Below are 12,612 nucleotides of genomic sequence, written 5' to 3' on the forward strand. Positions count from 1 at the left end.
TAACAATGGCAACACATCATGACAATGTTAAACAGCAGTTTGGCGAACAAGCCAATGCTTATTTAACCAGTAAAGTACATGCCCAAGGTCCTGATCTTGAATATTTAGCTAACCTACTTATACCGCATTCCGAAGCAAGTCTACTTGATATGGGATGTGGCGCAGGTCATGTCAGTTTTATTGCAGCAAAATATGTTAAACATGTTACAGCCTATGATCTTTCAAATGAAATGTTATCGGTTGTAGCGCAAACAGCGAAAGAGCGCGGTTTACAAAATATAACCGTTAAGCAAGGTTATGCTGAATATCCACCTTTTGCTGATAATCAATTTGATATTGTTGTCAGTCGTTATTCAGCACATCACTGGCATGATGTGGGCAAAAGTATTCGACAGCTCCATCGCATAACTAAATCTGGTGGTAAATTAATTATTATGGATGTTGTTTCACCTGGTCATCCTGTATTAGATATTTGGCTACAAACTGTTGAAGCCTTGCGTGACACATCACACGTTCGCGACTATACCCCCGGTGAGTGGTTAACCTTTTTAACTGAAGCAGGTTTCGTCATTAACAATATAGCCCGCCACCGTTTAACGCTCTCTTTTGATACATGGGTTAAACGAATGCGTACCCCTGAACAGTTAATTGAGGCAATACGAATTTACCAAGAAACGGCAGCTGACGATACAAAAAATTATTTTGATCTTCAAGCAGATGGTTCTTTTACTACAGATATGATGATTATTGAAGCTGAAAAAGTCATTTAAAATAATCAGTTTTTATAAACAGCTTTATCTTTAAAGCTGTTTTCGTTGACTTGATGGTGGAATTGATAAGGCTTCACGGTACTTCGCTACGGTTCGACGGGCAATAATTATACCTTGCTCTTCAAGCATTGCGGCCAATTTACTATCACTTAACGGTTTTTTGCTATCTTCTGCTAATATATATTTTTTAATTAAAGCACGAATAGCCGTCGACGAGGCTTCGCCACCTGATTCTGTGTTTACATGGCTAGAAAAAAAGAATTTTAACTCAAATATTCCTGTAGGACATTGTAAATATTTCTGTGTTGTCACACGTGAAATCGTTGATTCGTGCATATCTATTGCCATTGCAACATCAGACAAAATCATTGGTTTCATGTATTCAGTGCCGTGTTCAAAAAATGCTTGCTGATGCTCAACAATAAATTGACTTACTTTAAGTAATGTTTCATTACGATTTTCAATACTTTTAATAAACCAATTCGCATTTTGCAAATGTGATCGAATATACTGGCTATCACTTTCATTTGCTATCTTTTCCATTGCGGCATATTGCTGATTAATACGTAAGCGTGGCATATTGTCATTATTCAAATCAACAATCCAGTTTCCATTCAATTTTTTTACTAAAACATCAGGGATCACATAATCTGGCGGTATAGTATTGACTGAATCACCTGGGTATGGCTGCAGATGTTGAATAAAATTGACGGCTTCTTTTAACTGCTCATCGCTAGCACCTAATATTTTTTTTAGTGTTCTATAATCATGACTAGCCAATAAATCGATGTATTGATCAATTAATTGATTAACAAATAACGGTGGCGTTAAATGTTGAACTTGAATAGACAAACACTCTTGCAAGGTTCTTGCCCCAACACCAATTGGATCAAAATTTAAAATGCGTTTTAATACAGTTTCAACTTCGGCCAGTTCAATTTCATCATTACCCAGCCCTTCGAGTATTTCTTCTGTGGTAACCGTTAAGTAGCCCCGATCATCAATAGCTTCAATAATCGAAATGGCTATTGCCCTATCAGTATCACTAAATGGAGTGAGTTCAAGCTGCCATTCTAAATAATCATGTAGTGTCTCGTGAGTTTCACCTTGGTAAATAGGTAACTCATCATGACGGTAATCTGAATTCGTTCCTGATGGGGTTCCTGCGGTATAGATATCATCTAACGATGCATCTAATGGGATATCGTCGGGGATCTCTCGGCTATCTAAAGCTTCACGCGTATCAATATGTTCAATTTCATCGCTTTGGTCAACGTTAATTTCGTCATATTGATCAGCAACCTCAAGCAATGGATTATTTTCTAAAGCAGTTTGAATCTCTTGTTGGAGCTCTAAAGTTGACAACTGTAGTAATCGAATCGCCAATTGTAATTGTGGCGTCATAGATAATTGTTGAGATACTTTCAGTTGTAAACTAGGTTTTATCATAGCCTGAACTCGTTTCCTAAGTAAACGCGTTTTACATATTCGTTACTTAAAATATCATTAGGCGAACCTTCAGCAATTAAATGACCTTTATTAACAATATAAGCACGCTCACAAACATCTAACGTTTCACGCACATTATGATCTGTTATTAATACACCTAAGCCCCGATCACGTAGATGTTTAATGATACCTTTGATATCAATGACCGAAATCGGATCGACACCAGCAAAAGGCTCATCAAGCAAAATAAATTTAGGATTAGCCGCTAATGCGCGAGCAATTTCAACTCGTCGTCTTTCACCACCCGATAAAGATTGCCCTATACTGTCACGAATATGCGTAATATGGAACTCTTCAAGTAATTCTTCGGCACGGTCAATTTTTTCATTCTTATCAATATCTTTGCGCGTTTCTAAAATTGCCATAATGTTATCAATTACAGACAATTTTCTGAAAATAGAAGCCTCTTGCGGTAAGTAGCCGATGCCTTTTTGTGCTCGCTCGTGTAAAGGTAAAATGCTAATATCATGATCATCAAGGTAAATTTTACCCGCATTTAAGGTCACAATACCAACCACCATATAAAAAGTGGTGGTTTTACCTGCACCATTAGGCCCCAATAATCCAACGATTTCGCCTGAATTAACCGTTAAACTGACATCTTCAACAACACGTCGTTTTTTGTATACTTTAGCTAGATTTTCCGCTTTTAAAATTGACATTTTATTTGCTCATCTCTTTAACTTGGTTTGGGATGATAGTGCTTTTTACTCGCCCATTTTTACCCGGCTGTGCAAATATTTGCTGTTTTTTGACGTCGTAAGTAATCTGATCACTAATAATATGATTATCTTGCTGAAATAATTCTGCATTACCTTGTAAAACAATATTATTTTGTTTGACATTGTAAATCACTTGTGAAGAGTGTCCTGTGACAACCTTATTGTTCTTTGGCAAAATTTGTTTGTAATTCACTGGATTACCATAAGCTGTAATTTTTTGTTTTTCTGTATCTTGCATTTCAGTGATAACCACTTTATCCGCTTTTATGGTTAATCCTTCTTGAACAATGACCACATTGCCAATAAACGTAATAGTATTATTTTCAATATCAATTTGTTGATTATCAGCATCAATTGCAATGGGTTTATTATCGGCAAATATCTTAGGATTTTCTGATTGCGTAATCGGTTCATTTGCAAAACTACTTAAAGAGATAGGTAGCAATAAAATGAATGAACAAACAACTTGTTTTAGCGAACTCATGTTTTATTTTGCCTCAGTGTTATAATATGTTTTTACATTTTCAAGTATGTTAGCCGTTTTGGCACGCAAATCCCCTGCTAAACCAATACCGGTTGAATAAAACCCCACCCCATTAATGATGACTGGATCTTTTGATGTAACTAACTGTGAAGTTAAATCTACTACTGCATTATCTGTTTTTACTTGTTTTAATTGAGCTTCTTGTGTCAAATTATCTAACTGTACATCATGATAAAGGTACAAAAATTTATTACTCGTTAACGTCGCTTTCTTTGCTTTAATATGCCATGTAGCTACATTCTGTTGATCATAAATGGTAAAATTAGGCAAATCAAATTCAGTATTATCTGAATCATCATAATGCCGAACATGACTCGACTCAATTTTATACACAAGTTCACCTGATAAGTCGTAAATATCTGTCAACATCTCATCACTTTGATAAATCGGTTTATCTGATATATCTTGGGTAGATTGGCTTGCAACCCCATCTCCTTTTTGATAATTGTAATAAACACCGATAACAGCAATAAGAAGTAAAAGGCAGATCAGATTTTTTTTATTCATAACATACGTTAATCACGTTAATAAGAAATTATTATTTCGAATGTTCAAAATTTTATATATTTTACTTTATTTTTCGTTAAATTAATATCGAACATTAAAAGAAGTTAAATCGTTTTGTGGCAATAATTCATAAATTTTTACATGCGAAATACGTGACGAAGCAGGTCCGCCATTTTCAATTCATTGTGTTAATTTTGCTATTTGTAAACTATTACCTTGAGCAATAATTTCAACCTCGCCGTTATCTAAGTTCCGGACATATCCAACCAAACCAAGCTGTTGCGCTTGCTGATATGTAAAAAAACGAAATCCAACACCTTGCACTCGTCCTTTCACATTTATTTTAACTTTCTTAATCATCCTACAATCCCTCCGCTATTATTAACTCAAACATAGTTATCGTAATGATGAATAGGATTATACAAATTGTCAGCAGAAAATAATCATTCATGATCATAAGTCACTAACTTATACAAAAATAGATGTTATTGTACTCATAATTACTACACTAGTACGTTTAATATAAAATAACGTAATAATATTACTATTAAGTTGTTATTATTTAGATTTTTTTTATTTTGTTTTTTTAATAAAATAACAATTAGAATTAATAATAGATTATAAAAACAATGGAAATAAAAAATGCTATTAAACTATAAAAAAAGTCTGTTCTTATTTTTGCTATTATCAATATTAAGCTACTATATACTTTATTCGTGTGCTTTTGCCAATGTTGAAATTAATAACCCCCAAATTGGTAAAGTCGTTGACGAATTTAATGGTGTGAAAGTCTATTATAACGGTAGCATCAATAATGTAAGTGGAAGAAATATTGCTAAAGACGGCTATAACTTAGGTTTGAAATATCAATGTGTTGAATTTATTAAACGCTATTATTATCAACGCTTTAATCACAAAATGCCTAATAGCTATGGGCATGCAAAAGATTTCTTTGATCCATTAGTTGCTGATGGCAAAATTAATCGACAACGCAATTTATTACAATTCCACAATGGCTCACCTACTAAACCGCAGGTGGATGATATTGTTGTCCTTAATTGGTCTAGCTATGGACATGTAGCTATTATCAGTAAAGTAACTGATACCGAAATCGAAATAGTGCAACAAAACCCAGGACCTAATGCAAGCAGTCGAGCAACGTTTCCTTTAATTTTTAAAAATGGAATATGGACAATAGAGATTGCTGGCGCTTTAGGTTATTTGCGTAAAAATAAATAATCGTTCGAATAAATCAAGTTATAAAAAAATAAATGACATATTTATTTACAACAAAAAGAACAATCCATAGCTTTAATAAATATTAATCAACAAACCATTCATTTTTCTGCTTAGACACTATTTTTATTGTCTCTAAAATAGCCGATAAATGTTCATGTTGAGCTATAGCAGCAAGCTCAGGATCATGATTTTTTAAAGCTATCAGAATTTTTTCGTGTTGTTTAACAAGATCCTCTGGCGGAGAAATCTGTTCTAATGAAAGAAATCTGACTCTATCCATCATTGCTTTAATGTTCTCGACACTTTCCCAAGCCATTTGGCAGTCTATCACATTCATTAAAATTTGATGAAATTCATCATCTTTTTCAAGAAAATAATGAATATTCTTTTGTTTATTCGCTTCTTTTTGTTCATTAAGATTTTTTTGTAATAGTAAAATATCAGAATCTTTAATTTTTATCGCAGCTTGTTTTATAATTGCACATTCAACTGCATCGCGAATAAATTGCCCATCCATCACTTTTTTAATCGATATTTTTGTGACAAATGTTCCTCGTTGAGGAAGAATTTTCACAAGTCCCGCTTCAGCTAATTTAATGAACGCTTCTCTAACCGGTTGCCTTGAAACACTAAATTGACTAGAAATCTCTTTTTCTGACAGTAAAACACCAGGCAATACTTGACAAGTAATAATCGCTTTTCTTAATTTACGGTAAATTTGTTGATTAACGGGTTCTGAAATATTTAAGACAGCAGATTTAAACATATATCATTCTTATGGTAAGGAACAAAATAAGGAAGAATAGTAGGATATTTTTAGGTATAAGAAAAGTTTTTTTGATTAGAATGGCAACACATTTTCAAACAAAAAATTAAGGGATAAGTGTTTTTTAAATTTAACAGGAGGCAAATAGCCTAACGAAGAATGTAATCGTTTATGATTATACCAATAGGAATAAGCCGAAAAAGCGAGTTTTAACTCAGCCATTGAGTTAAAACGTTGGCTTTTTTTACAAATTTCGTCTTAATTGTTTTAAATGTCGCTTCCGCTACCCTTTGTCATTAGGTTAAATCCGCAACAACAATTTGTTCTTTATCACCTACATCAAATTGTCGTTGCAGGTGATTTTTGTAGATTTTTGATTGATACGCTGGTTATCACGCAGTTTATCTAAACAAACATTTATCTAACAAACAAAGACAGTAGAATTTTTGTTAAAAAGTTTCAGGATTGCACTACGTTTATGTATAAAAACAATAAAAATAAAATAGATATTAATGGGTAAATATTCTCTAGTTTGCTGTTTTGTTTCATTTTTAAGTAAAGATAACCCTTTAGTATCAACGTGTAGCATTTCACCCGGATAGGTTTTGTTATAGCGTTTAGCCAAATTGGTGACCGTTATTTTTTCTTTATGATATAAGCGCCATATTTCTTGTCTGTGATAAGGCGTTAATTTTGTTTTTTATGTATATTCATTACAGTCGTTTCTCAAATTACTGTAAACAACGCGAGGAATTTCTACAATTTGTTTGAAAGGTAATGCGACAGTTGTTAATAGTGGAAAGCTAACTTCACTAAATTCATTATTATTTCCATTTTTTCTTTTTCTTTTTTAAATACTCTTTTGGGCTTTCTAACCAGGATATTGGAAAAGGATAAATAATTAGAAATATACATGCTGATAATAAAAGAGGGCCATAATCTTGATTAGAACGAACGATACGTTTGAGTTCACATGCAATTATAATTTGAACAGCTGCAGCAACATAATTGAAAACCAACATGATGCGCCTTTGCCATTTCAACTTTTTATTATATTGATAATCACTTATTGTATATTTTCTAAAACGATAAGAAATCATAATAGGCATAATTGAAAAAAAGTAATACGCAATGTAAATCAATATAATCATCTGTGTTATTTCTCTAGTTGTTAATGGTGGAAAGCTAACTTCACTAAATTCATTATTATTTCCATTTTTTCTTTTTTAAATACTCTTTTGGGCTTTCTAACCACCCTATGCTAAAAATGTAAATACAAATAAATATTCCTGATGAGAAAAGTAAAAGCTCATAGTCAGAACTATAGTTATGGATTGTTTTTCTATGTCCGGCAATAAACGCCTCGAAAAAAGCAACGATATAATTTAAAAACAACATGATGCGCCTTTGCCATTTCAACTTTTTATTATATTGATAATCACTTATTGTATATTTTCTAAAGCGATAGGTAATAATAATAGGCAAAATAGAGAAAAAGTAATACGCAATGTATATCAATATAATCATCTATGTTATTTCTCTAGTTGTTAATGGTGGAAAGCTAACTTCACTAAATTCATTATTATTTCCATTTTTTCTTTTTCTTTTTTAAATACTCTTTTGGGCTTTCTAACCAGGATATTGAAAAAAAGTTATAAATAATTAAAAATATATATGCTGATAATGCAAGAGGACCATAATCTTCATTAGAACGAGCGATACGTTTAAGTTCATATCCAATTATAATTTGAACAGCTGCAGCAACATAATTAAAAACCAACATAATGCACCTTTGCCATTTCAACTTTTTATTATATTGATAATCACTTATTGTATATTTTCTAAAACGATAAGAAATCATAATAGGCATAATTGAAAAAAAGTAATACGCAATGTATATCAATATAATCATCTGTGTTATTTCTCTAGTTGTTAATGGTGGAAAGCTAACTTCACTAAATTCATTATTATTTCCATTTTTTCTTTTTCTTTTTTAAATACTCTTTTGGGCTTTCTAACCAGGATATTGTAAAAAAATTATAAATAATTAAAAATATACATGCTGATAATAAAAGAGGACCATAATCTTGATTAGAACGAACGATACGTTCGAGTTCACATGCAATTATAATTTGAACAGCTGCAGCAACATAATTAAAAACCAACATAATGCACCTTTGCCATTTCAACTTTTTATTATATTGATAATCACTTATTGTATATTTTCTAAAGCGATAAGTAATAATAATAGGCAAAATAGAGAAAAAGTAATACGCAATGTAAATCAATATAATCATCTGTGTTATTCCTGTTATTCAATAGAACCTTCTTCAATATGGCCATCAAAATATTGCCGATATGTAGTACCATCCAAGCGCGTACACAACGAGTAATTAGGTTGGTCATCTACATCAGATTCACTACCTGTAATACGTATTACTATTGTACAACTATCTACAATTTTCTCTATATTATCAATCTTTTCTGGGTTTGAAATATATAGATTTGTCTCACTACTTTCATTATCTTTAACTAATATATTTTCAGCCTCTTGATAAATTTCATAATACCATCACTAAATAGTTCATAACTTAACAACCATTTATTCATCTGTCTATATACTCGTGTCAAATCCTCTCTACCATAATGAAATAATTTGAATTTTGCTGAATTAGCGCGATTAAATTGATTAATTGCAAAACTATTATCAATTTTAGGAACTAATTTAAGTTTACCATGTACGGATATACCGATATCAACTAAATCATAAGCCAAAGAACCTGCCTCTTTAGACATTCCTAATCCTACCGCCGCATCTTGATACACTGATTTTAAAAAACCATCCTCATCGGTTATCCCTTCTTGAATACTATTAACTCCATGCGCTGCTACATATGAGCCAAGTATACAACCCATACCAGTTGTGCACATTGCAATCCCCGTCACCATCAAGCCTGCACCACCTAAAACACTTAGTCCCCTACTAGCCCAGTGAATGCTTTGATCCAATAAACTCTTTTCTTCAGATTTTATCGCTTCTGAGCCTTGTTCATAACTCATCGCTCCGCTTTCGACTTGATTTACAATGTGCGTGGCAAAATTATTAATATCATCAATAAAATCTTGTTTTATATAATTATGGTAAAGGTGTTTTTCACAAACTTCATGCGCACAATCAAGTAAATTTTGAGCGTCAAGGAGAATCTTTGTTTTATCTTAATTTGATGCTACTAATGAATTAATTTGTGTGTGAATATCATTTTGCGCGATTGTTGAAAATGTATTATTAATAGGATTTGACTTATTTGTATAATAGGGGGTTGTCACATCAACAAAAAGAATAAGACTTAATCGCTTAAACTCAACGGCTGAGTTACAACGCGCTTTTTCGGCTTATGCCTATTGGTACAATCATAAACGATTACATTCTTCGTTAGGCTACTTGCCTTCCGTTGAATTTAAAAAACACTTACCCCTTAATTTTTTGTTTGAAATGTGTTGCTATTTCAATGAAATAAATATAGAAAGGTTATTTGTACTAAATTGGAGTACAAGTGAAAAGTGTAACGCCCTTGCAGGCAATTACACTTTGTTTTTATTAATTATGTTAGTTGTGTTAGTAATGTTAAAAAAAAACTTTAAAAACTTTCTGCTAATTGTTCAACTGACTTTTTAGCGCCAGTATCCCGCAAAGCTAAATAAGCTTTAGTTACCTGTTCAACAAAACATTTATTGTTAGGTAGATCATCACCAAATACATGTGATAATGACAATAGCGATTTTACCCGTTCTTGATTATCTTGGCTGTTTGCTACTAGTTCTTTCAACTTATCAGCAATTGGATCACTTATCTCAATCATCTTACCTGCATCATCAGTCCCACTTACATATCTCATCCAAGCTGCAATACCTAAAGCTAGGCAATCAAAAGGTGTGTTATTCGCTAAATGAAAACGGACTGAATCGAGCATACGTTGGGGTAATTTTAAAGTACCATCCATGGCTATTTGCCAAGTACGATGTTTTAAACCTGTATTGCGATAACGATCAAGCAACGAATCGGCATAAGCCTGTAAATCAACTCCTTTTACTCGTAATGTGCTTGCTTGTTCATTTATCATCAAATGTCTTGCAGCTTTCACATAATGAGGATCTTGCATGCATTCATCAATATGTAAATAACCTGCTAAATAGCCTAAATAAGCTAAAAACGAGTGACTACCATTTAACATACGTAGCTTCATCTCTTCATAAGGCAAGACATCACTAACAAGTTCAGCACCGGCTTTTTGCCACTCTGGTCTGCCAGCAACAAAGTTATCTTCAATAACCCATTGCTTAAATGGCTCGCCGGCAACGCCCGCTGGATCTTCAATACCACCCAGTTGTTTTTGGATTTTTTCCATGGTTTCAGGTGTCACGGCAGGTACAATTCGGTCAACCATTGTTGATGGGAATGTCACATTTTGGTCGATCCAACTAGCCAAACTTGGATCACGTTGTTTGGCTAACGCCAAAACAACATTACGTGTCACATGACCATTTTCTGGCATATTATCACAGGACATTACCGTAAACGGTTTTAAACCTTTTTCTTTACGTAAACGTAATGCCTCAACGATCAGACCCGGAACAGTTTTCGGTTTAGCTGCATTTTCAATATCGTGTTTAATCAGCGGGTTATTTAGATCAATTGATGCCGTTGACGGTAAATAACAATATCCCTTTTCAGTAACAGTTATTGAAATGATAGCGATTTCAGGGCGTGTCATAACTTCTAATATTTTTGCAATACCATCAATATCAGCATGTAATGCCTCTTTGGCAACTCCGACAACGCGCGAATTCCAATTATCATAAGCCATTTCACACACACTAAATAGGTAATCTTGCTGTTTTAAATCTTCAATTTGTTTTTCACCGCCGATTAAATTAACTTCACAATATCCCCAATCACTTCCATATTTTGTTGCCAAAATGTCAGTAAAAACAGCTTGATGAGCACGATGAAAAGCACCAAAACCAAGATGAACTATTTTAGTTTTAAGCTTATTTCTATCATAGTTCGGTACAACTACCTTTTCAGGTAGTTGTGATAAAGTTAGATTTGATAGTTTCATTATTTTTCCTTCAAAACCTTAAATTATAATGCAGCATTATTTAAATCAGATAAATCACGATCTTTAATTTCTGGCATAAAAATCGCTGATATCAAACCAATACAAGAATAAACAATGATCATAGCAACAATTGGCCACCAATCGTTAACAATATTACAGAAAATTCCGGCTAATAAAGGACCAAATCCGACTGCAATAAGACCTCCGGCTTCTTTAGATATTGCCATTTGAGTAAAACGATTACGAGCACCAAACATTTCCGCCATAGTAATATTTTCTAGCGCAAATAACCCTAGTACTGCAATGTTATGAATAATAATTAAGCATAACATTATAGTGCTAACTGAATAACTTTTATCAACAACAATAGATAGCATTGGATAAGCAAGAATAATTGAAGAAACAGTCAAAACAATATATGGAATTCGTCGACCAATTTTGTCAGATAACCACCCTAAAAAAGGAATAGTAACAAATCCTACAATAGAACTAATCATTAAAGCATCTGTAGGTATACCTTTTTCGAATAATAAAGCCTGCACCAAGTAACCTGCTAAAAAAGTTTGAATTAACCCTGAATTTCCTGCCTGCCCAAAACGCAAACCAGTTGCTAGCCAAAATGATTTACTTTTTATCATTTCAACTAATGAAATGTGTTTGATTGGTTGTTTGTCATTAATTGATTGGGTATTTACATCATTAACACCATCAAATACAGGGCTTTCTTTTAAGTTCATTCTAAGCCATATCGCAAAAATCATAACAATCGCACTTACAAGGAAAGGTACTCTCCATCCCCATGCAATTAGCTGTTCTTTATCTAACAAAAAAAACATAACTGCCCAAATTGCAGTAGCGCTCAATGTACCGCAATTAGTGCCCATTGCAACTAATGAAGAAATAATTCCTCTTTTTCCTATAGGAGCATATTCTGCAAGCATAGTGCCCGCCCCTGAAATTTCAGCACCAGCACCCAAACCTTGAACTATTCGTAAGAGGACCAACATTAAAGGAGCTAAAATACCTACTTGAGCATAAGTTGGTAATACACCAATTAGTGTTGTACAAATACCCATCATAGTAATTGTAATAAATAATACTTTCTTTCTACCAATTGCATCGCCCATTCGTCCAAAGATAAAAGCACCAACAATTCGAGCAATGTATCCTGCCCCATAGGTTCCCATAGCTAAGATTAGTGCCATAATTGCCGATTGTTCGGGAAAAAATATTTCACGAAATACTAGTGCAGCGCCTAAAGAATATAACTGAAAGTCCATAAATTCTAATGCGGTGCCAAGCCATCCAGAAACAGCCGCTTTAACTAAATCTGAAGCATTTCTTTCACATTTAATCTTTCCTATGTTATTCATATTTTACTCGCCTTATAATTTTATATATAAAAAGATCATCAATAAAAATGTGTTTAAAAATT

General features: G+C 33.1%; 16 protein-coding genes. 3 read left to right on the plus strand and 13 right to left on the minus strand.

The genetic code is table 11. The annotated features are described in order from the left end of the window. The first annotated feature begins 5 nt into the window (after positions 1 to 5). Positions 6 to 770 carry a class I SAM-dependent methyltransferase gene (locus GQ598_RS01265; protein ID WP_160402002.1) on the plus strand — a complete coding sequence of 255 codons (765 nt, stop codon included), beginning with the start codon at positions 6 to 8 and terminating at the stop codon, positions 768 to 770. 30 nt (positions 771 to 800) lie between these two features. Here the strand turns inward: GQ598_RS01265 and GQ598_RS01270 are convergent, their stop codons facing one another. The 5 genes from GQ598_RS01270 to GQ598_RS01290 all read right to left on the minus strand — a co-directional run bounded on the left by GQ598_RS01270 (position 801) and on the right by GQ598_RS01290 (position 4,412). After that, on the minus strand, positions 801 to 2,216 hold the full coding sequence (locus GQ598_RS01270) for an RNA polymerase factor sigma-54 (protein WP_160402058.1): 1,416 nt from the start codon (positions 2,214 to 2,216) through the stop codon (positions 801 to 803). Next, the gene (gene lptB / locus GQ598_RS01275; protein ID WP_091349119.1) at positions 2,216 to 2,941 is read right to left on the minus strand and encodes an LPS export ABC transporter ATP-binding protein; all 726 of its coding nucleotides are present in this window, start codon (positions 2,939 to 2,941) and stop codon (positions 2,216 to 2,218) included. The genes GQ598_RS01270 and lptB overlap by 1 nt, the downstream gene beginning before the upstream one ends. 1 nt (position 2,942) lies before the next feature. Beyond that, the gene (gene lptA / locus GQ598_RS01280) at positions 2,943 to 3,485 is read right to left on the minus strand and encodes a lipopolysaccharide transport periplasmic protein LptA (protein WP_160402003.1); all 543 of its coding nucleotides are present in this window, start codon (positions 3,483 to 3,485) and stop codon (positions 2,943 to 2,945) included. Positions 3,486 to 3,488: 3 nt separating this feature from the next. Then, complete coding sequence (lptC, locus tag GQ598_RS01285; RefSeq protein ID WP_091349112.1) at positions 3,489 to 4,052, minus strand: LPS export ABC transporter periplasmic protein LptC; 564 nt, start codon at positions 4,050 to 4,052, stop codon at positions 3,489 to 3,491. Positions 4,053 to 4,232: 180 nt separating this feature from the next. Next, a complete protein-coding gene (locus tag GQ598_RS01290) occupies positions 4,233 to 4,412 on the minus strand; it encodes an acylphosphatase (protein ID WP_160402004.1) in 180 nt (59 codons plus the stop codon). Between the two features lie 282 nt (positions 4,413 to 4,694). On the opposite strand from GQ598_RS01290, the gene GQ598_RS01295 reads away from it, so the two are divergent. Next, positions 4,695 to 5,291 carry a CHAP domain-containing protein gene (locus GQ598_RS01295; RefSeq protein WP_160402005.1) on the plus strand — a complete coding sequence of 199 codons (597 nt, stop codon included), beginning with the start codon at positions 4,695 to 4,697 and terminating at the stop codon, positions 5,289 to 5,291. Positions 5,292 to 5,373: 82 nt separating this feature from the next. On the opposite strand, the gene GQ598_RS01300 is transcribed toward GQ598_RS01295, so the two are convergent. From GQ598_RS01300 to GQ598_RS01325, 6 genes are all read right to left on the minus strand, one after another. Next, the gene (locus tag GQ598_RS01300; RefSeq protein WP_160402006.1) at positions 5,374 to 6,057 is read right to left on the minus strand and encodes a GntR family transcriptional regulator; all 684 of its coding nucleotides are present in this window, start codon (positions 6,055 to 6,057) and stop codon (positions 5,374 to 5,376) included. A gap of 75 nt (positions 6,058 to 6,132) precedes the next feature. Beyond that, on the minus strand, positions 6,133 to 6,309 hold the full coding sequence (locus tag GQ598_RS11295) for an IS3 family transposase (RefSeq protein ID WP_370516511.1): 177 nt from the start codon (positions 6,307 to 6,309) through the stop codon (positions 6,133 to 6,135). A gap of 572 nt (positions 6,310 to 6,881) precedes the next feature. Continuing rightward, positions 6,882 to 7,157 (minus strand): hypothetical protein, encoded by a 276-nt coding sequence (locus GQ598_RS01310; RefSeq protein WP_160402008.1) that lies wholly within the window; start codon positions 7,155 to 7,157, stop codon positions 6,882 to 6,884. 482 nt (positions 7,158 to 7,639) lie between these two features. Continuing rightward, on the minus strand, positions 7,640 to 7,840 hold the full coding sequence (locus GQ598_RS01315) for a hypothetical protein (protein WP_160402009.1): 201 nt from the start codon (positions 7,838 to 7,840) through the stop codon (positions 7,640 to 7,642). A gap of 184 nt (positions 7,841 to 8,024) precedes the next feature. Beyond that, on the minus strand, positions 8,025 to 8,354 hold the full coding sequence (locus GQ598_RS01320; RefSeq protein ID WP_160402010.1) for a hypothetical protein: 330 nt from the start codon (positions 8,352 to 8,354) through the stop codon (positions 8,025 to 8,027). Between the two features lie 235 nt (positions 8,355 to 8,589). Beyond that, on the minus strand, positions 8,590 to 9,117 hold the full coding sequence (locus tag GQ598_RS01325; RefSeq protein ID WP_160402011.1) for a DUF4225 domain-containing protein: 528 nt from the start codon (positions 9,115 to 9,117) through the stop codon (positions 8,590 to 8,592). 280 nt (positions 9,118 to 9,397) lie between these two features. Here GQ598_RS01325 and GQ598_RS11300 point away from each other — a divergent pair, with 280 nt between their 5' ends. Then, positions 9,398 to 9,733, plus strand: a complete 336-nt coding sequence (locus GQ598_RS11300) for an IS3 family transposase (RefSeq protein WP_160402059.1) — start codon at positions 9,398 to 9,400, stop codon at positions 9,731 to 9,733. Here GQ598_RS11300 and GQ598_RS01335 read toward each other — a convergent pair. Beyond that, complete coding sequence (locus tag GQ598_RS01335) at positions 9,696 to 11,177, minus strand: mannitol dehydrogenase family protein (RefSeq protein WP_160402012.1); 1,482 nt, start codon at positions 11,175 to 11,177, stop codon at positions 9,696 to 9,698. The two genes, GQ598_RS11300 and GQ598_RS01335, sit on opposite strands and share 38 nt — an antisense overlap. Before the next feature lie 23 nt (positions 11,178 to 11,200). Then, a complete protein-coding gene (locus tag GQ598_RS01340; protein ID WP_202112629.1) occupies positions 11,201 to 12,550 on the minus strand; it encodes an MFS transporter in 1,350 nt (449 codons plus the stop codon). Positions 12,551 to 12,612 lie beyond the last annotated feature (62 nt).

This window comes from Gilliamella sp. Pas-s95, assembly GCF_009795795.1.
GTDB lineage: Bacteria > Pseudomonadota > Gammaproteobacteria > Enterobacterales > Orbaceae > Gilliamella > Gilliamella bombicola.